The sequence below is a fragment of the Arthrobacter sp. B3I4 genome, from assembly GCF_030816855.1.
GTDB lineage: Bacteria > Actinomycetota > Actinomycetes > Actinomycetales > Micrococcaceae > Arthrobacter.
This window is the reverse complement of the sequence record NZ_JAUSYK010000001.1, coordinates 1,143,757-1,162,144: the sequence shown is the minus strand read 5'-3', so window position 1 is coordinate 1,162,144 and position 18,388 is coordinate 1,143,757. Positions and strand designations below refer to the sequence as shown.

14 protein-coding genes and 1 pseudogene are annotated in these 18,388 nt (G+C 66.6%); 7 read left to right on the top strand and 8 right to left on the bottom strand.

Going from position 1 to position 18,388, the window contains the following annotated elements; all coding sequences use genetic code 11:
• Nucleotides 1-90: 90 nt before the first annotated feature.
• The 7 genes from QFZ61_RS05440 to QFZ61_RS05410 all read right to left on the bottom strand — a co-directional run bounded on the left by QFZ61_RS05440 (nucleotide 91) and on the right by QFZ61_RS05410 (nucleotide 8,067).
• Nucleotides 91-1,413: an MFS transporter gene (locus QFZ61_RS05440; RefSeq protein ID WP_307034037.1), complete on the bottom strand. Its 1,323-nt coding sequence runs from the start codon at nucleotides 1,411-1,413 to the stop codon at nucleotides 91-93.
• Complete coding sequence (argE, locus tag QFZ61_RS05435; RefSeq protein ID WP_307034035.1) at nucleotides 1,410-2,636, bottom strand: acetylornithine deacetylase; 1,227 nt, start codon at nucleotides 2,634-2,636, stop codon at nucleotides 1,410-1,412. The genes QFZ61_RS05440 and argE overlap by 4 nt, the downstream gene beginning before the upstream one ends.
• Before the next feature lie 169 nt (nucleotides 2,637-2,805).
• Nucleotides 2,806-3,408 carry a helix-turn-helix domain-containing protein gene (locus QFZ61_RS05430; protein ID WP_307034033.1) on the bottom strand — a complete coding sequence of 201 codons (603 nt, stop codon included), beginning with the start codon at nucleotides 3,406-3,408 and terminating at the stop codon, nucleotides 2,806-2,808.
• A gap of 112 nt (nucleotides 3,409-3,520) precedes the next feature.
• Nucleotides 3,521-4,255 carry a GPP34 family phosphoprotein gene (locus QFZ61_RS05425; RefSeq protein ID WP_307034031.1) on the bottom strand — a complete coding sequence of 245 codons (735 nt, stop codon included), beginning with the start codon at nucleotides 4,253-4,255 and terminating at the stop codon, nucleotides 3,521-3,523.
• 65 nt (nucleotides 4,256-4,320) lie between these two features.
• Entirely contained in the window at nucleotides 4,321-5,124 is an 804-nt protein-coding gene (locus tag QFZ61_RS05420) for a creatininase (protein ID WP_307034029.1), read from the bottom strand.
• Nucleotides 5,125-5,216: 92 nt separating this feature from the next.
• A complete protein-coding gene (locus QFZ61_RS05415) occupies nucleotides 5,217-6,473 on the bottom strand; it encodes an aminopeptidase P family protein (RefSeq protein WP_307034027.1) in 1,257 nt (418 codons plus the stop codon).
• A 28-nt stretch (nucleotides 6,474-6,501) separates the two neighbouring features.
• The gene (locus tag QFZ61_RS05410) at nucleotides 6,502-8,067 is read right to left on the bottom strand and encodes a cytosine permease (protein WP_307034025.1); all 1,566 of its coding nucleotides are present in this window, start codon (nucleotides 8,065-8,067) and stop codon (nucleotides 6,502-6,504) included.
• 145 nt (nucleotides 8,068-8,212) lie between these two features.
• On the opposite strand from QFZ61_RS05410, the gene QFZ61_RS05405 reads away from it, so the two are divergent.
• The gene (locus QFZ61_RS05405) at nucleotides 8,213-9,715 is read left to right on the top strand and encodes a PucR family transcriptional regulator (RefSeq protein ID WP_307034023.1); all 1,503 of its coding nucleotides are present in this window, start codon (nucleotides 8,213-8,215) and stop codon (nucleotides 9,713-9,715) included.
• Here the strand turns inward: QFZ61_RS05405 and QFZ61_RS05400 are convergent.
• Nucleotides 9,712-10,383, bottom strand: coding sequence for a GntR family transcriptional regulator (locus QFZ61_RS05400; RefSeq protein ID WP_307034021.1), 672 nt, complete (start codon nucleotides 10,381-10,383; stop codon nucleotides 9,712-9,714). The two genes, QFZ61_RS05405 and QFZ61_RS05400, sit on opposite strands and share 4 nt — an antisense overlap.
• A gap of 166 nt (nucleotides 10,384-10,549) precedes the next feature.
• Between QFZ61_RS05400 and glyA the strand changes: the two genes are divergently transcribed.
• The 6 genes and pseudogenes from glyA (at nucleotide 10,550) to QFZ61_RS05370 (ending at nucleotide 18,386) form a co-directional block, all read left to right on the top strand.
• Nucleotides 10,550-11,860, top strand: a complete 1,311-nt coding sequence (gene glyA, locus QFZ61_RS05395; RefSeq protein WP_307034019.1) for a serine hydroxymethyltransferase — start codon at nucleotides 10,550-10,552, stop codon at nucleotides 11,858-11,860.
• The gene (locus QFZ61_RS05390) at nucleotides 11,857-13,077 is read left to right on the top strand and encodes a sarcosine oxidase subunit beta family protein (RefSeq protein ID WP_307034017.1); all 1,221 of its coding nucleotides are present in this window, start codon (nucleotides 11,857-11,859) and stop codon (nucleotides 13,075-13,077) included. The genes glyA and QFZ61_RS05390 overlap by 4 nt, the downstream gene beginning before the upstream one ends.
• A gap of 14 nt (nucleotides 13,078-13,091) precedes the next feature.
• Nucleotides 13,092-13,421 (top strand): sarcosine oxidase subunit delta, encoded by a 330-nt coding sequence (locus tag QFZ61_RS05385; protein WP_307034015.1) that lies wholly within the window; start codon nucleotides 13,092-13,094, stop codon nucleotides 13,419-13,421.
• A pseudogene (locus tag QFZ61_RS05380) lies at nucleotides 13,418-16,385 on the top strand (2Fe-2S iron-sulfur cluster-binding protein). Before QFZ61_RS05385 ends, QFZ61_RS05380 begins: the two are co-directional and overlap by 4 nt.
• Nucleotides 16,378-17,013 carry a sarcosine oxidase subunit gamma gene (locus QFZ61_RS05375; protein WP_307034013.1) on the top strand — a complete coding sequence of 212 codons (636 nt, stop codon included), beginning with the start codon at nucleotides 16,378-16,380 and terminating at the stop codon, nucleotides 17,011-17,013. Before QFZ61_RS05380 ends, QFZ61_RS05375 begins: the two are co-directional and overlap by 8 nt.
• Nucleotides 17,013-18,386 carry an L-serine ammonia-lyase gene (locus QFZ61_RS05370; RefSeq protein WP_307034011.1) on the top strand — a complete coding sequence of 458 codons (1,374 nt, stop codon included), beginning with the start codon at nucleotides 17,013-17,015 and terminating at the stop codon, nucleotides 18,384-18,386. Before QFZ61_RS05375 ends, QFZ61_RS05370 begins: the two co-directional genes overlap by 1 nt.
• Nucleotides 18,387-18,388 lie beyond the last annotated feature (2 nt).

The following is an 18,388-nucleotide window of genomic DNA, read 5'->3' as shown; positions in this document are numbered from 1 at the left end:
GCTCAGTGCCGGGCAAGAGCAGGCTGTCCCGTTCCCGTCAGCGGGCCGGCGGCCGGCGCCCTGACCAGGGTGCGCCGGCCGCCGGACTTCCTATGCCTGGCGGTAGACCTTGCGGGAGATGGTCAGGCTTACCGTGGCGATGACCGCGATGGCGACGAGGTAGTAGCCCGGCACCAGCAGGGATCCGGTGCTGCCGATCAGCCAGGTGAGGATGAAGGGAGCAAACCCGCCAAAGACGGTGACGCCGATGTTGTAGCCCAGCGAGAGCCCGGTGGAACGGATACGGGCCGGGAACATCGAGGACATGATGGCCGGCAGCGGCGCGAAGTAGGCCGTGGCCAGCACCGACAGGACGAGTTCGACGACGATCATGGTCGGCAGTTCCGGCGCCGCAATGAGGACCAGAAACGCCGGAATGCCCGCAACGATGGTGCCAAGAGCAGCCCAGGTCATGATCCGGGCCGGCCCCACCTTGTCGGCGAGCATACCGATAAACGGGGAGCCGAGGCTCATCACCACACCGAAAATCAGAGTGGAGAGGAACGCGACGGTTTTCGGCATCCCGAGGTTCACGATGGCGTAGGTGGGCATGAAAAGGGCGATGTAGACGCCGACGGACCCCAGTGAAACGACGCCGACGATCGCCCACAGCCGACCGCCGTTACCGATGAAGGTTTCCTTCAGCGGCGCCGCGGACCGTTCGGTGGCCAGAAACTCCGGAGTTTCCTCCATCTTGGAGCGGATGTACCAGCCCACCGGGCCGATGGCCAGCGCGAAGATAAACGGCAGGCGCCAGCCCCAGGACTCGAGGGACTGGGTGCTGAGGTAGCTGTTGAGGACGAACCCGAAGATGCCGGCGAGCAGGATGCCGCCACCCTGGGTGGCCACCTGCCAGCTGCCGTAGAAGGCCTTGCGTGTGGGTGCGTACTCGATCAGGTACGCCGTTGCGGTGCCGAACTCCCCGCCCGTGGCGAAGCCCTGCAACAGCCGGGCAACCAGCACCAGGAGGCTGGCAGCGACGCCGATGGCGGCCGCCGTCGGCGCGATCACGATGAGCAGGGTGCCCACGAACATCACCAGGATCGAAACGAGCATGCCCGCCTTGCGGCCGGCTTTGTCCGCGTAGCGTCCGATCAGGATGCCGCCAAGTGGCCGCATGATGAAGGAAACGCCGAACGAGGCGAAGGTCAGCAGCAGCGATGCGGCCTCGTTGTCAGTGGGGAAGAACAGCTTGGATATGGTGACGGCGAACGTGCCGTACACGATCAGGTCGAACCACTCGAGTCCGTTGCCGATGGAGGCAGCGACGACGGCCTTGCGGGCGTTGCTTCGCTCGAGGGCGACGACGGCGGGCGGTCGGGTGTCCAGGATCCCGTCCTGTGTTTCCACACCGGTAGTGGCTTGGTGGCTCATGGCTGTTCGGTCCGTTCGGTTGTGGAAAGGTGGTCGGCGAGGGCCTGCAGGAAAGTCTCACAGGCAGCGATCTGACTCAGTTCGATGTATTCGTTGGCGGTGTGTCCCTGGTCCATGCTGCCGGGGCCGCACACCACTGTGTCGATGCCGGCCCGCTGGAAGAGGCCCGCCTCGGTGGCATAAACCACCGATTCTTCGACGGCGTTTCTAGTGAGGCGCTGCGCCAGTTCGAGTGCTTCGCGGGGACCGTCGGGGTTGAGCCCGGGGACTGTGCCGAGGGCGTCCATCCGGACATCCGCGGAGGAGTTTTCCTGCTGGATTTCACTCCGCAGCCCCGCCAGGTGCTCCTCGATCCGCGCAATCACGGCCTCCGCGTCATCACCCGGAATGGTCCGGAACTCGAATTCGAACTCGCACTTTTCCGCCACGGTGTTGACCGCCGCGCCACCGCTGACGACGCCGACGTTGGCCGTGGTGTAGGGGACCACGAAGGTCTCGTCGAAGGGCCCCCCAAGCCGGTGTTCGTCGGCGACGGAGCGAATGAAGGCGATCGCCCTGGCTGCGTATTCGATGGCGTTCACGCCGGTGGAAGTCATCGAGGAGTGCGCGGCGATGCCGGTGACCGTGACGCGGAAGAGCTGGCTGCTCTTATGTGCGGAGACGGGCCGCATGCTGGTCGGCTCACCGACGAAACCAATGCGGGGGTGAATCGCGCGCGCCTCCAGTTCGGCCAGCAGGACGACGGCACCGTGGCAGCCGACCTCTTCGTCGTAGGTCCAGGCGAAGTGCAGCGGCTCCGCCAGCGGCCGGGACAGGAATTCCGGCAGAAAGCCCAGGATGGCACCGCTGAACGCCTTCATGTCCGTGGTGCCGCGGCCGTAGAGCCGCCCCTGCCGGGTCTCCGGCGTGAACGGCTCGCTGTCCCAGGCCTGCCCGTCCACCGGGACGACGTCGGTGTGGCCGGCGAGCATGATGCCGCCGGTGACTGTCCCATCGTGGGCCGGGATAGTGGCGAAAAGGTTGGCTTTGTTGCCGTCCGGGCTAGGGACGATGAGCGGGGCGATGCCGTGGGCGGTGAGCTCGTCCGCCATGCAGCGGATCAGCGCGACGTTGGAATTGCGGCTGGTCGTGTCGAAGGAGACGAGCTTCTTGGACCATTCCAGCGCGGCGGCGCTGGGTTCCGTAGCGATTAGAGCGGCAGCCGGCGCAGTTGCGGGCATCATAGGCGGGTTCCCCCTGGGAGTGTTGACGGGGCCGGCCAAGAATGCCGGCGGCGAAAGCGCTAGCCGAGCGGCCGCGCACTCCATCCAGTATTTGGGTCGCTCATTCCCAGTGTCAACACTTTGGGTCAGATTTGTTCATTTTATTGAACAGACCGCCACGCCGCTTCGGTCAGAAGGACGGCGGCGTCATCGCCCCGATGAGCACGGCGTCTTCCGACGTCGGGTTGCGGTACCAGTGCGGCAGGGACGAGTCGTAAGTGAGTGAGTCACCCTCGTCGAGGTCGTATCCGACGCCGTCGACACACACGTGTAGCCTGCCCTGCACGATGGTGACGCACTCCTCGCCGGGGTGCACGAAAGGAGCGTTCCGGTTGTCCCAGCCTGCAGCGATCTGTGCCCGCAGCATGCCGAGGTGCCCGTTCATGTGGGGCGTGAGGAGTTCGTAGATCAGGTTGTCTTCGGCGACTTCGAGCCGCCGCCTCTCGTTCCGCCGGACCAGGGCGCCACCCTTGTCTTTGGTGTCAAAAAAACGTCCGACCGGCACCTTCAGCGCCTGGGAAAGCTTAATCAGCGTTGTCAGCGACGGGTTACCCTGGCCGCGCTCGATCTGGCTGAGCAGGCCCGGGCTGAGACCGGCCGCCGCGGCGAGGCTGCCGATACTGTACCCAGCCTCCCTGCGCAACTGCAGCACCAACGCTCCGACGGCGGTCATCGCACGCTCGGCTTGTCCCTCCACGCCGGGGAAAGCCGGGCCGGCAAGATGATTCTCCATACGACGATGGTCCTTTAGGTTGAACGCATCGTCAACATAATGAACGCTGCCGGGTTTCCGGACGCCGCGCGCGGCGCACCTTCGGAGCCCCTCCGGCTCCCGGCAGTGAGGATTACACGGCCGGAGCTTCTTCCTTCGCGAGCCTGATCAGCCGGAGTTCATCTTCCACCGCGCGGGCGGGCCAGTAGTCCTTAGCCAGCTCGTCGGCGCGGACTTTGTCCACCGCCGGGAACAGCTTGCCGAGCAGCCCGGCTGCCTGCAGCAGCGCGATCAGGGCCGTGGTCCTGGCGTCCGGCGCCTCAGCTGCAGCCGGCGCCGCACCTGGGGCCGCCGGGACATCAGGGCTCGGAACGTCGGAGCCCCCGGGTGCCGGTTCCGCGGAAGCTGGCAGCACAGTACTGAGCGCAGCTCCGATCTTCTGCAGGAGGGCAGCTTCCGGGCCGTGGTCCTTCTCCGGGTACCGGATGGACCTGAAAACACCGAGGTGCTTTTCGCCGATCTGCTCCACGAGGCCTCGGGCGACCATGCCGTCGTAGACGCGCTGCACTTCGGCCTTGCCCTCGAGCATGGACACCCACCGTTTCGGGCTGTGGGGCCGGGACTTGCCTCGAATGAGCTCCAGCTCATGCTCGACGCTCGTCGACGCCGGCGAGTCCGTGACCCTGACGCGCTTTCCCTGCAGCTCGATGGCACCGCACAGCTCAAGTTCGGCGAGGACGGCCCCGGCCAGGGCAGTCCGCAGCGCGAACACCGGCACGGCGGGTTTTCCGTCTTGATCGTTGGTCGCGAGAAGGAGGAAGGCCTGGGGAAGGCTCAGTTCTGCTGCTTTCGGTGTTTCAGGGTCCATAGCGTCATGGTGGCGCAGCTGGGCAACCACCACCATGGGCATTACGTCCCGAAACCGCTGTCCTGCTACTGCAGGACGGCCGCCCGGGCGGGCTCCAGGACCAACTCGGTGACGATGTCGGCGACTAGGTCTTCGACCACCTGCTTGTACAGCAGGCTGCCCTTGTCGGCGCTGGAGCCGGCCGCGGAGGAGAGGCAGCCGCTGGCCGGGGTGCGGTCCGGCACCACCGGAAGCCGGTCGAAGCGCGGCAGCACCGCGGCGGGACCGTCCGCCAGGCGGTCCATGGCCACCCGGGCCGGCTCGAGATGGAGCATCAGCGAGGTTTCCAGCACACCGCCGTGTTCGATGTCCCAGCCCGGGAAGCCGTCCGGGTAGACCTGCGCAAGGGTGTCCTGGCTGACGAAGTCCCAGTAGGACAGCAGCAGCACGCTCTGCGCTGCGCCGGGCTTGATTCCGAGGTCTTCGAGGGCGAGATCGATTCCCTCGTAGAGGAACTGGTAGTTCTCGAAGTGGCCGTTCATCAGGACCAGATGGCGGACGCCCTGGTTCAGGAAGGACTTCACCAGATTGCGCACTACCCCGATCAGCGTGGTCCCGTCCAGGCTGGTGGTGCCGGAAAGATGGTTACCGCCGCCGGACTTCTGCTGGGACTTGTAGCCATACGCAATGGGTTGGGCCACCAGTGCCCCCAGCTGCCGCGCGACACCCTCGGCGAAGCGGGAGGACAGGATGGTGTCCGTTCCCAACGGGAGGTGCGGGCCATGCTGTTCCAGCGAGCCGACGGGGATCAGGACGATGGACTCTCCGGAGGCAAGGGCCTCGCGGTAGCTGAACGCGTCCGTGTCTTCAAGGAAAACTGACTTGTGCATGCTGGTGGTGCTCCTTTGCAGATGCAGTGGATGTGCTGCGGAAGGGCGCGGCGCCACGGAGGCCGTGGCGCCGCGCCCTTCCGGTCTGGCTGTCAGGCGCTGATGATGTTGTACTCCGGACCGAACGGGAACTTGGTGATGTTCTCGGCCCCCTCGTCGCCGACCACGAGAATGTCGTGCTCGCGGTAGCCGCCGGCACCCGGTTGGCCGTCCAGGACGGTGATCATCGGTTCCATCGAGACCACCATGCCCGGCTCCAGCACGGTGTCGATGTCCTCGCGGAGCTCGAGTCCGGCTTCCCGGCCGTAGTAGTGGCTGAGCACGCCGAAGGAGTGTCCGTAGCCGAAGGTCCGGTTGGCGAGCAGGCCGTGGCCGACGTAGATCTCGTTCAGTTCGGCTGCGATGTCCTTGCAGACCGCGCCCGGCTTGATCAGCTCGAGCCCGCGTTTGTGGACCTCTACGTTGATGTTCCACAGTTCCAGCGAGCGGGCATCCGGTTCGCCGTAGAACAGGGTCCGTTCCAGCGCCGTGTAGTAGCCGGAGGTCATGGGGAAGCAGTTCAGCGACAGGATGTCGTGTTCCTGGATCTTGCGGGTGGTGGCCCAGTTGTGGGCGCCGTCGGTGTTGATCCCGGACTGGAACCAGACCCAGGTGTCGCGGATTTCCGAGTTCGGGAACGTCCGGGCGATTTCGTGGACCATAGCTTCGGTGCCGATGAGGGCAACTTCGTACTCGCTGATGCCGGCGGTGATGGCGTTGCGGATGGCTTCGCCGCCCAGGTCCCCGATCCGGGCGCCGTGCTTGATGACCTCAATTTCCTCGGCGGACTTGATCATTCGCTGGCGCATGGCGGCCTGGGCCACATCCACCAGGGTGGCCGACCCGAACGCCGCCTGGATCTTGTTCCGGTTGTCCAGCGGGAGGGAATCGTCCTCCACCCCCAGCCGACGGGGGTTGATGCCGCGGGTGCGCAGTGCTTCCTGGATCGCGAAGATGTAGTTGTCTCGGCGCCAGTCGGTGTAAACCACGTTGTCGCCGTAGCTGCGCCGCCAGGGCATGCCTGCGTCGATGTTGGCCGTGACGGTCACTGTGTCATCTTTGGTGACCACCATGGCGTAGGAGCGGCCGAAGTAGGTGAAGAGGAAGTCCGAGTAGTACTTGATGGAGTGGTAGCTGGTAAGGACGACGGCGTCGAGGTCCTTCTCTGCCATGATGCTGCGCAGGCCGGCCAGACGGCGCTCAAACTCGGTGTCGGAGAAGGTCAGGCTGACTTTTTCGCCGTTGTTCAGAACCTTGAGGCGCTCCAGCTCGGAGACGTTGGCAGCGGGGGCGGAAGTCGTGATGGTCATGCGGGGTTTCCTTACGTTGCGGTGGTTTTCAGGAGGTGGCTTGTGCCGGTTGAGGCCGCGGGGCCGGTTCCGGAATGCTGTGCTTGTCTTCGCAGGCGTCGCCGTGCTCGGCGAGGACTGCTTCTTCCTGCAGGTTGAGGCGGATGCCGAGGGGCACGCCGGCCCGGATGCGCCGGCGGAAGCGGGCGTAGCCGAGGGCGAAGTAGATCACCGACGACGTGACGGTCCCGGCCAGCCAGGAGAAGTCGACGCCGCCCATTGCCGTGGCGATTGGGCCCTGCAGGGCGGGGATCCCGCCGTACATGAACATCCAGGTCATGAGGATGCCGGCGAAGAAGGCGATGAAGGCTGCCGGGTTGACGGACTTCAGAGCAGTCTTCTTCGAGTCGAGGAAGAGGTAGGAGAAGTCTTTGTGGTGCCGTTCAAAGATGAAGTAGTGGACGGCCATGATGCCGCCCCAGGTCGCGACCCAAGCGACAATGGCGCCGAGCCAGGAGTCGAGGATCATCGCGAAGTCCTCGGCGAACATAAAGCCGATCACGGCAAACATGGACAGGATTCCGACCATGATCGAGAGCTTGCGCCGGGAGATTTTGACGTCCAGGGCTTGGAAGGCGACGCCGAAGGTGTAGAGGTTGATGATGTTCGTGGCGATCGGCCCGTGGATGACGAGCAGGATGACCGGAATGGCCAGGGCGCCGAAGTTGGAGACGATGAGCTGCCCTGGGTCTGCCTGGCCGTTCTTGGTTGCGAGACTGGCCCCCAGGATACCCAGCCAGACCACGGGCAGGAACTGGCCCAGGACGCTGACCGTGAACAACTTGGCGGGTTTGACCTTGCGGCTGACGAAGCGGGAGTAGTCCGGGGCGTAGGTAAACCAGCCGATGCCCCAGCCGATGCCGATGACGGTCATGATCGAGGACATGGCGGCCGGTCGTGGCAGCCCTTCGAGGATGGCCCCCTCGGGCCCGGCGTAGCTCCAGTTGATGTCCAGCTGCGTCCAGGCGACGATCGACATCCCGACCAGGACGAGGATCGTGGGCGGCATGGTGATCCGCTCAAACTTCGAGATGGCGCGGTAGCCGCGGTAGCAGATTGCGACCTGGACGCTCATGATGACCGCCGCGACGAGGATGCGGACGCCGATGTTGCGTTCAGCGGGGTCAACCCAGCCGATCATGCCGAAAAGGGCCAGAATCAGGTCAAGGATGACCCAGGTGTTTACCGCTGACCAGCCGATGGCGATGGTGGCCTGAATGGCTGCCGGTAGGTAAGCGCCGCGGCGGCCGAAAGCGCCGCGGGCCAGCAGCATGCCGGTGGCACCGGTCCGCTGCCCCAGGATGACGAAGAAGCCGAAGCCCGCCATCCCGATGAGGTTACCGACGATGAGCACCAGGATGGTGTCGCCGAGGCCCAACCCGAGGTGAATGCCGAGGGCCCCGAGGATCCAGTTGATGGGAGCCACATTCGCGCCGGCCCAGATCCAGAACTGGCCGGAGAGTTTCGTGGTCCGGGCGGATTCCGGAATGGGTTGCAGGACGTCTTCAACCTCTCCAGTGGCCGCTTCATGCTGGCCTTGTTGAGCTTGGTTCATGCTGTGCCTCAATTCACTACGTTGTGATGAAGAACGGGGAGTGAATCCAGTTTAGGAGTGAGCTTCCCCACAAAGTAGAATCATTCTGATTACACTGGCGACATATGAAGCGACAAAGTGTCGCGTCCCCCGGGAGGGAGATCCAATGATCACGCTCGCTGAAGTGCTTGCCCTGCCCGCCATGGCGGCCGCCAGCCCGCTGCTGCGCAGCGACGTGCCCGGTACGTGGCAGCGCCCGGTTCGCTGGGTGCACTCCAGCGAGGTGCTCACCATCGCTCCGCTCCTGCGCGGCGGGGAACTGCTGCTCTCCGGCGGCGAGGCCCTGCTGGCACTGCCGGTCGAGGAGCAGGAAGACTATGTCGCAAGCCTCGCGGCACGGCACATCGCCGCGCTGGCCCTGCAGACCGCCGGTCAGGCGGCGTTGCTGTCCGAGAACCTGATTGCCGCGGCGAACCGGAACAAGCTGCCGCTGATAGAACTTCGGTCGGTGGCGCCCTTTGTCGACATCGCCGAGGCCGTGAACCGGCTCGTGGTCAACGAACAGGCCGCTGCCCACCTGGTGGTCGACGACGTGTCACGGCAGATTGCCCGCCAGATCACGGACAAAGGACCCCACCTTCCGACCATCCTCGAGTTGTTGGCCGGAACATTGAAAGCCGAAGTGGCGCTGGTAGCTCCCGACGGATCCCTCCTCGGCCGCGCCGGCGAAGTCGACACGGAGGGGGGTTACCGCGCCGAAGCGGGCATCGTCGTCGGCGGCCAGCTCGCAGCGCAGCTCTCACTGCACTCGCCGGACGAAGACCCGTTGCTGCTGGATCTAGCGGCCGACCGACTGGCCGGTATCCTCGCCCTCGCCCTCGCGCAGGCATTCCGGCCGACGCCGGCCCAGGTGGCGGAGGCGCGCCTGCTGGAAGCGGTGATCGAAGGCCGGGACGCCGACGTCGTCCGGCAGCTCTGGCTGCAGGCAGGACTGCAGCCTGGCCTCACCGCCGTGATGGCCGTTTTCCGGACGACCGGGAGGGATGCAAATTTTCCAGCCGTGGAGCGTGCGCTCCGGCTGCGCGGGGTGCAGGTGAAGTCACACCTCTGGGACGGTGAACGGGCGGTACTGCTTGCGCTCCCGCATCAGGGAGCCCGGGCAGCCCGTGACGTGCTGATCCGCGGCGCCGGCACCGCACTGGCAGGTTCGGATACCTACGCGGCGTTCGGCCCCAGCGTGGCTGACAGCTCCCGCACACACGACTCCTACGTGGAGGCCCAGGAGGTTCTTCGACTGGGCGTGCCTGCGGCCGGGGAGGTACTCGACGCCATGGACTTCCTGGGCCGCCGCATTCTTGCCGCAGTGCCCGAGCCGGCCTTTTTGAACTCCTACGTGGAGTCGGCGCTCGGAGAAGTCATGGATTGGGACCGCAAGCACGGCACCACCTTGCTGGCCACCCTGCTGTGCTGGCTGGATTCGGGCTGCAATACGACGGCGTCGGCGGTGTCCCTGAACATTGAACGGCAGACGATGCACAAGCGGCTAAGCAAAATCCTGGTGTTGCTGGGCTGCGACCCGCGGACTTCGGGCAGGTTGTTCAGCATCCATATCGGGGCCGCGGCTGCGGTAGCCGCAGCGCCGCCGGGCCTGCGCAGGGAGACAACCTAAAGCACGCTGCGGATGGTCTTCTCAAAGCTCGTGACGTGCTCGAAAGCGAGGCCGGCGGCCCGTTCGGCGTCGCCGTCGGCAATGGCGTGGAGCAGGTCAACGTGCTCGGTGATGTGCCCGGCAACGGACGGAATCTTGTCCAGCACCAGGCACCAGATCCGCGTCGCCAGGTTGTCGTACCGGATCAGCACGTCTTCCAGGTGGGGGTTGGCGGCCGCCGCATAGATCTGCCGGTGGACCATGATGTCGAAACGCATCAGCGCGTGCTGGTCGGCGCCAAGCGGGTCTGACTCCGCAATGTCGGCAGCCAGTGCCCGCAGCCTGGCACGCATCGCAGGACCGGCATTGCGGGCGGCCCGCCTGGCCGCCAACGGCTCCAGCAGTTCCCGGATTTCCGAAATGTCCGCCAGTTCCGTGATGTCCACACGGGTGGCGAAAGTTCCGCGGCGCGGATAGGAGACCACCAGATGGTCACTCTCCAGCCGCTTCAGCGCCTCCCGCACCGGAGTCCGCCCGAAGCCAAGCCGGGCCGCCAGCGCTGAGTCATTGATGGCTTCGCCCGGCCGGATGTCCAGCATGATCAGCTGGTCGCGCAGCTGCCGGTAGGCCTGTTCGGACAGCGGCAGTTCTGCCTCGGCCGCCGCGTCTTCTAGTGCAAGGCTCGTCATGTCCCCTCCTCGTGCCCGTGCGGGCCACTGACTCGCTCCGCAATCTTCGCTCCCACCCTTGACGGTGAGTGATCTGCAACATATTGTTGCATTCAACCTAATATATCAGTCATGTATTAGTTGGCTAGCAGTTGTTGACTAGCCCTTTGATCGAAAGGAGCAAACCATGGCAGACGTGCTCACAGGCACCCTCTCCGTCGTCGACGCCGAGGTCGACGCAGCCATCTCCCGGGAGCTTGGCCGCCAGCAGTCCACGCTGGAAATGATCGCCTCCGAAAACTTCGCCCCGGCGGCCGTGATGGCCGCCCAGGGTTCCGTCCTGACCAACAAATACGCCGAGGGCTACCCGGGCAAGCGCTACTACGGCGGCTGCGAACACGTCGATGTGATCGAGCAGCTCGCCATCGACCGGGTAAAGGAGTTGTTCGGGGCAGAAGCTGCAAACGTACAGCCGCACTCCGGCGCGCAGGCCAACGCCGCCGCAATGTTCGCGCTGCTCGATCCAGGCGACACCATCATGGGCCTGGATCTGGCCCACGGCGGGCACCTGACCCACGGCATGAAGATCAACTACTCCGGCAAGCTGTACAACGTGGTTCCGTACCAGGTGCGCGAATCCGACATGACCGTGGATATGAACAGGGTGGAAGCACTGGCGCTCGAGCACCGGCCGAAGCTCATCGTCGCCGGCTGGTCCGCCTACACCCGCCAGCTCGACTTCGCCGAGTTCCGCCGCATTGCCGACCTGGTAGGTGCTTACCTGATGGTGGACATGGCCCATTTCGCCGGCCTGGTGGCCGCGGGCCTGCACCCGAACCCGGTGCCGTTTGCCGACGTCGTCACTACCACCACGCACAAGACCCTGGGTGGACCCCGCGGCGGCGTCATCCTGAGCCGCGCCTCGCTGGCCCGCAAGATCAACTCCGCCGTCTTCCCCGGCCAGCAGGGCGGCCCGCTGGAACATGTGATTGCGGCCAAGGCCGTGGCCTTCAAAATCGCCGCCACTGCAGAGTTCAGGGACCGCCAGCAGCGCACCCTGGAGGGGGCGCAGATCCTCGCCGACCGGCTGTTGCAACCTGACGTGGCCGAACACGGCATCTCCGTGGTGGGCGGCGGCACCGACGTCCACCTGGTCCTGGTGGATCTGCGCGAGTCCGACCTGGACGGGCAGCAGGGCGAGGACCGCCTGCACCGGATCGGCATCACCGTGAACCGCAACGCCGTCCCGTTCGACCCGCGGCCGCCGATGGTCTCCTCCGGCCTCCGGATCGGCACCCCGGCCCTGGCCACCCGGGGATTTGGCCGTGCCGAGTTCACCGAGGTCGCCGACATCATCGCCGAAGCGCTTAAGGGCGAGCTCAGCGACGAGTCCGCGGTGCTGCTGCGCGACCGGGTGACCGTCCTGGCCGAGAAGTTCCCGCTCTATCCCCACCTTTCCGGCGCGGCCGGATCCACCCCGAACGGAGTTGCCCAGTGAGCACCGAACAGCTTCCCGAACACCCCGCTTTCCTCTGGCGGAACCCCGATCCCAAAAACAGCTACGACGCCGTCATTGTCGGCGGCGGCGGCCACGGCCTGGCGACGGCATACTACCTGGCCAAGAACCACGGGATGACTAACATCGCTGTCCTGGAAAAGGGCTGGCTGGCCGGCGGGAACATGGCGCGGAACACCACCATCATCCGTTCCAACTACCTGTGGGACGAAAGCGCCGCCATCTATGAGCACGCCTTGAAGTTGTGGGAAATCCTGCCCGAGGAACTCGAATACGACTTCCTCTTTAGCCAGCGCGGCGTGATGAACCTGGCCCACACCCTGGGCGATGTCCGGGAGAGCATGCGGCGCGTGGGGGCGAACAAGCTCAACGGCGTCGACGCGGAATGGCTGGACCCGCAGCAGGTCAAGGAACTCTGCCCCATCCTGAACATCAGCGACAACATCCGCTACCCCGTCATGGGTGCCACCTACCAGCCCCGGGCCGGCATCGCCAAGCACGACCACGTGGCCTGGGCCTTCGCCCGCAAGTGCGACGAAATGGGCGTGGACATCATCCAGAACTGCGAGGTCACCGGCTTCATCAAAGACGGCAACCGCGTCACGGGCGTCAAAACCAACCGCGGCACCATCCACACCGAGAAGGTCGGGCTGGCCGCCGCCGGTCACAGCTCGGTCCTGGCCGAGATGGCCGGCTTCCGGCTGCCCATCCAGTCTCACCCGCTGCAGGCCCTGGTCTCCGAACTGCACGAACCGGTCCACCCCACGGTGGTCATGTCCAACCACGTGCACGTCTACGTGTCCCAGGCCCACAAGGGCGAACTGGTGATGGGCGCCGGCGTCGACTCCTACAACGGCTACGGCCAGCGCGGGTCGTTCCACGTAATCGAGCACCAGATGGCAGCCGCCGTCGAACTCTTCCCCATCTTCGCCCGGGCGCACGTGCTCCGGACCTGGGGCGGGATCGTGGACACCACGTTGGACGCCTCCCCGATCATCGGCACCACGCCGGTGGACAACATGTTCGTCAACTGCGGCTGGGGCACCGGCGGGTTCAAGGGAACCCCGGCCGCCGGCCTCACCTTCGCGCACACCATCGCCACCGGAACACCGCACACCCTCAACAAACCTTTTGCCCTCGAGCGCTTCGAAACCGGCGCCTTGATCGACGAACACGGCGCCGCCGCCGTGGCCCACTAGAAAGAGGACCGGACATGCTCCTGATCTCCTGCCCCAACTGCGGTCCCCGGGACGAGACCGAATTCCACTACGGCGGCCAGGCCCACGTGCCGTACCCGGAAAACCCGGCCGAACTCACGGACCGCCAATGGGCCGAGTACCTCTTCTACCGCGACAACACCAAGGGCGCCTTCGCCGAACGCTGGCTGCACAGCACCGGCTGCCGGCAATGGTTCAACATGCTCCGCGACACCGTCACCTACGACATCCAGGCGGTCTACCCGATGGGCCAGCTTCGCCCCGCGGCCGGACCCACGGCCCCGACCATCACCACCCCCGTTTCCCCGGAAGGAGCCGTCAAATGACCGCTCAGCAGCAGCCCGCTCGCCTCGGCGCCGGCGGGCGCATCGACCGCAGCGTCACCTGGCGCTTCAGCCTGGACGGCTGCGAGTACACCGGCCACCCCGGCGACACCCTCGCCTCGGCGCTGCTGGCCAATGGCCGGATCACCGCTGGCAACTCACTGTACGAGGACCGCCCGCGCGGCATCCTGTCCGCTGGCGTCGAGGAGGCCAATGCGCTGGTCAAGGTCGCGGCCCGCTTCCCGGGCCACGTCGCAGAATCCATGCTTCCCGCCACGACGGTGTCCCTGGTGGACGGGCTCAGCGCCGAATTCCTGAACGGGCTCGGCAAGCTCGACCCGGCGGAGGACCGCGCCGAGTACGACAAGAAGTACGTCCACACCGATGTCCTGGTGGTCGGCGGCGGACCGGCCGGCCTGGCCGCAGCCCGCGAAGCCGTCCGTGCCGGCGCCCGGGTCATCCTCATCGACGACCAGCCCGAGCTCGGCGGCGCCCTGCTCTCCGGCTCCACCGACCCGGCACTCGCTGACACCATCGAAGGTGAACCGGCCTTGGACTGGGTCGCCGGGGTGGAAGCCGAACTGATTTCCGCCGCCGAGTGCAACGTGCTGAACCGCACCACCGCCTTCGGCTCCTACGACTCGAACTACGTCATCGCGGCGCAGAACCGGACCGACCACCTCCTGTCCCCCGCCGCCCCCGGAGTGTCCCGGCAGCGGATCTGGCACATCCGCGCCGCCCCAGGTTGTCCTCGCCCCCGGCGCCCACGAGCGGCCGCTGGTCTTTGACAACAACGACCGGCCCGGCATCATGCTCGCCTCCGCCGTGCGCAGCTACCTCAACCGCTACGCCGTCGCCGCCGGTTCCCGGGTGGTCATCAGCACCACCAACGACAGCGCCTACGACCTCGCCGCTGACCTCCGCGCCGCCGGTATCAAGGTCGAGGCCGTCGTGGACGCCCGGCCGCAGCTGAGCGGCGTAGCCGCGGCAGCCGCTGCGGCCGGCACCCGGGTGCTGATTGGCAGTGCCGTGGCCGACACCAGCGCCGCGGAGTCCGGTGACGGCCGGCTCTCCGGGGTCACGGTCCGGAGCATCAACGACGCCGGCGAGCTCACCTCGGGCGTCGAGCAGCTCGCCTGTGACCTGCTGGCTGTGTCCGGGGGCTGGTCACCGGTGGTGCACCTGCATTCCCAGCGCCAGGGCAGGCTCCGCTGGGACGAGGACCTGGCGGCCTTCGTGCCGAACAGCGTGGTACCGGACCAACAGGTCGCCGGCGCAGGCCGCGGCAGCTACGCCTTGGCCGACTGCGTTGCCGAGGGCATCGCAGCCGGGGTTGCGGCCGTCGGCGCAGCCGGCTTCGGCGCTACGGACTCGACGGCCTCGGCTGCAGAGCCGCTCGCCGCGCCCCGGGCCTCCGCCCCGACCCGGCAGCTCTGGCTGGTTCCCGGCCAGGAAGGCGGGCCCGAGGACTGGCACCACCACTTCGTCGACTTCCAGCGCGACCAGTCCGTGGCCGACGTCCTGCGCTCCACCGGAGCAGGCATGCGCTCGGTGGAACACGTCAAGCGGTACACCTCGATCAGCACCGCCAATGACCAGGGCAAGACCTCCGGCGTCAACGCGATCGGCGTGATCGCGGCGGCGCTCAAGCACGGCGGCGGCGAAACAGCCGGTATTGGCGAGATCGGCACCACCGCGTACCGCGCCCCGTTCACGCCGGTGGCATTCGCCGCTCTGGCCGGACGCCAGCGCGGCGAGCTCTTCGACCCGGCCCGGCTCACCTCCATCCATCCGTGGCATGTCGCCCAAGGTGCACTGTTCGAAGACGTCGGGCAGTGGAAGCGGCCCTGGTACTACCCGCAGGACGGCGAGGACATGGACGCCGCGGTGCTGCGCGAATGCGCCGCTGTGCGCGAATCCGTGGGCTTCATGGACGCCACCACGCTGGGCAAGATTGAGATCCGCGGCAAGGACGCGGGCGAGTTCCTGAACCGGATCTACACCAACGCCTTCAAAAAACTTGCCCCCGGGTCCGCCCGCTACGGCGTCATGTGCACCCCGGACGGCATGATCTTCGACGACGGCGTCACCCTGCGCCTGGGTCCGGACCGGTATTTCATGACCACCACCACCGGCGGTGCCGCCAAAGTCCTGGACTGGCTGGAGGAGTGGCTGCAGACCGAGTGGCCGGAACTGGATGTGCACTGCACGTCCGTCACGGAGCAGTGGTCCACTATCGCCGTCGTCGGGCCCAAGTCCCGGGAAGTGGTCGCCAAACTGGCACCGGAACTGGCCGCGGACGGCGGACTGGACGCTGAAGCGTTCCCGTTCATGACGTTCCGCGAAACGACGTTGGCCTCCGGTGTCGGGGCACGGATCTGCCGGATCTCGTTCTCCGGTGAGCTGGCCTACGAAATCAACGTCCCATCCTGGTACGGACTGAACACCTGGGAGGCCGTCGCGGCGGCCGGCGCGGAATTCCACATCACCCCGTACGGCACCGAAACCATGCACGTGCTGCGCGCCGAGAAGGGCTACCCGATCGTCGGCCAGGACACCGACGGCACCGTCACGCCGCAGGACGCCGGGATGGAGTGGGTCGTGTCCAAGGTCAAGGACTTCATCGGCAAACGGTCCTACGCCCGCAAGGACGCTGACCGCACCGACCGGAAGCACCTGGTCAGCGTGCTGCCGGTGGACGGCTCCGTCCGGCTTCCGGAGGGCACCCAGCTCGTGGAGCAGGGCATCGCCGTCAACCCGAGTGAGGGCCCGGTGCCCATGCAGGGATTTGTGACCTCCAGCTACCACAGCGCGGCCTTGGGCCGGTCCTTTGCGCTGGCCTTGATCAAGAACGGCCGCAACCGCATCGGCGAGACCCTGGTGGCCGCCGCCGGCGACCAGCTGGTGGATGTTGTCGTCGCAGAAACCGTACTTTTTGACTCCGAAGGGACCCGTAAAGATGGCTGACACTGCAGCACTCGAAAATGCCAAGAAGATCCTCACCCTGCGCAGGAGCCCCGCTTCGCAACTGGCCGACGCGTTTCAGACCGGCTCCATTCGTGGCGCCGTGGAGCTGCGGGAGGTGCCGTTCCTGACCATGGCAGGGATCCGCGTTGACCCCTCCGGCGACGCCGGGAAACGGCTGGGCGCCCTGACCGGCGGCTTGCCGGCCAGCTCCGGCGAAGTCCGCGGCCGCGGCGAGACCGCCGCCTTGTGGCTGGGTCCCGCAGAGTTCCTGCTGGTGGCACCGGCCGAAGCCCACGAAGACCTGGGCGGGGAGCTCCCCGGCGCCCTGGTCGAGGCACTCGGCGGCGGCGCAGGCCAGGTGGTGGACCTGTCCGCCAACCGGACCACGCTCGAGCTCTCGGGCCCCAAGGCGCGGGCGGTGCTCGAGAAGGGTTGCTCGCTGGACCTGCATCCCCGCGTCTTTGCAACCGGGACGGCGCTGTCCACCGAGATCGGCGGGATCCCGGCAGTGCTGTGGAAGACCGCGGACCAGACCTACCGGATCCTGCCTCGGGCATCCTTCGCCGAGTTCCTTGGCCGCTGGCTGCTCGATGCCATGCGTGAATACGCGTCCACCGAGGTGCCCTGATGGCGTTGAGTGTCCTTGATCTGTTTTCCGTTGGCATCGGGCCGTCGTCCTCGCACACGGTCGGCCCGATGCGGGCGGCGAAACTTTTCGCCGACGGCCTCAAAGCCGACGGCCAGCTCATCGCCACGGTCCGGGTCCAGTCCGAGCTGTTCGGCTCGCTCGGTGCCACCGGCCGGGGCCACGGCTCGGACAAGGCCGTGGTGCTGGGCCTGCAGGGCCTGGACCCGGAGACCGTGGACACCGCCACCGCGGATGACCAGGTGGCCGCAGCCGCGCTCGACGCCGAACTGAGGATCGGCGGGGACCACCGGGTGGACTTCAACTGGGACGAGGACGTGGTCCTGCACCGCCGCAAGTCCCTGCCCGCCCACCCGAACGGCATGACCTTCCGGGCCCTGGACCATGCCGGCGCAGTGCTCAGCGAACGGAGCTTCTATTCCGTTGGGGGCGGCTTCGTCGTGGACGGTGACGCCGGTGCCGGTGACCGGGTGGTGGCGGACGCCACGGTCCTGCCCTACCCGTTCACGACGGCCGACGAACTCCTGGCGATCTGCGGCCGGGAGGGCCTGTCCATTTCCGAGGTGATGCTCGCCAACGAGCTGGTCTGGCGTACCGAAGCGGAACTGCGGGAAAAGCTGCTGGCGCTCTGGGCGGTGATGCGCGAGTGCGTGGACAACGGCTGCGCCGCGGAAGGCATCCTTCCCGGCGGGTTAAACGTCCGGCGCCGTGCGCCGTCGCTCTTCCGGACCCTGGCGGCGGACACGGGCAGCACCGATCCGCTCCGTGCCATGGAGTGGGTCAACCTCTTCGCCCTCGCCGTGAACGAGGAGAACGCCGCAGGCGGCCGGATCGTCACCGCCCCGACCAACGGTGCGGCCGGCATCGTGCCCGCCGTGCTGCACTACTACACCAAGTTCGTCCCCGGAGCCGACGACGACGGGGTCGTCCGTTTCCTGTTGGCGGCGGCCGCCGTGGGGATCCTGTTCAAGATCAACGCCTCCATCTCGGGCGCCGAAGTGGGCTGCCAGGGTGAGGTGGGGTCGGCGTGTTCCATGGCGGCCGCGGGCCTCTGCGAGGTGCTCGGCGGCACCCCCGAACAGGTGGAGAACGCCGCGGAGGTGGGGATCGAACACAACCTCGGCCTGACCTGCGATCCCGTGGGCGGGTTGGTGCAGATTCCCTGCATCGAACGGAACGCGATCGCCAGCGTCAAGGCCATCAACGCCGCGCGGCTGGCGCTGCACGGCGACGGCAGCCACAAGGTGTCGCTGGATAAAGCCATCAAGACCATGCGTGAGACAGGAGCGGACATGAAGACCAAGTACAAGGAGACCTCCCGCGGGGGCCTCGCCGTCAACGTGATCGAGTGCTGAGG

Bases quoted from the DNA above. Each gene is read 5' to 3' on its own strand.
- QFZ61_RS05440 (WP_307034037.1), bottom strand. From the start codon at position 1,413: ATGAGCCACCAAGCCACTACCGGTGTGGAAACACAGGACGGGATCCTG.
- argE (WP_307034035.1), bottom strand. From the start codon at position 2,636: ATGATGCCCGCAACTGCGCCGGCTGCCGCTCTAATCGCTACGGAACCC.
- QFZ61_RS05430 (WP_307034033.1), bottom strand. From the start codon at position 3,408: ATGGAGAATCATCTTGCCGGCCCGGCTTTCCCCGGCGTGGAGGGACAA.
- QFZ61_RS05425 (WP_307034031.1), bottom strand. From the start codon at position 4,255: ATGGACCCTGAAACACCGAAAGCAGCAGAACTGAGCCTTCCCCAGGCC.
- QFZ61_RS05420 (WP_307034029.1), bottom strand. From the start codon at position 5,124: ATGCACAAGTCAGTTTTCCTTGAAGACACGGACGCGTTCAGCTACCGC.
- QFZ61_RS05415 (WP_307034027.1), bottom strand. From the start codon at position 6,473: ATGACCATCACGACTTCCGCCCCCGCTGCCAACGTCTCCGAGCTGGAG.
- QFZ61_RS05410 (WP_307034025.1), bottom strand. From the start codon at position 8,067: ATGAACCAAGCTCAACAAGGCCAGCATGAAGCGGCCACTGGAGAGGTT.
- QFZ61_RS05405 (WP_307034023.1), top strand. From the start codon at position 8,213: ATGATCACGCTCGCTGAAGTGCTTGCCCTGCCCGCCATGGCGGCCGCC.
- QFZ61_RS05400 (WP_307034021.1), bottom strand. From the start codon at position 10,383: ATGACGAGCCTTGCACTAGAAGACGCGGCGGCCGAGGCAGAACTGCCG.
- glyA (WP_307034019.1), top strand. From the start codon at position 10,550: ATGGCAGACGTGCTCACAGGCACCCTCTCCGTCGTCGACGCCGAGGTC.
- QFZ61_RS05385 (WP_307034015.1), top strand. From the start codon at position 13,092: ATGCTCCTGATCTCCTGCCCCAACTGCGGTCCCCGGGACGAGACCGAA.
- QFZ61_RS05375 (WP_307034013.1), top strand. From the start codon at position 16,378: ATGGCTGACACTGCAGCACTCGAAAATGCCAAGAAGATCCTCACCCTG.
- QFZ61_RS05370 (WP_307034011.1), top strand. From the start codon at position 17,013: ATGGCGTTGAGTGTCCTTGATCTGTTTTCCGTTGGCATCGGGCCGTCG.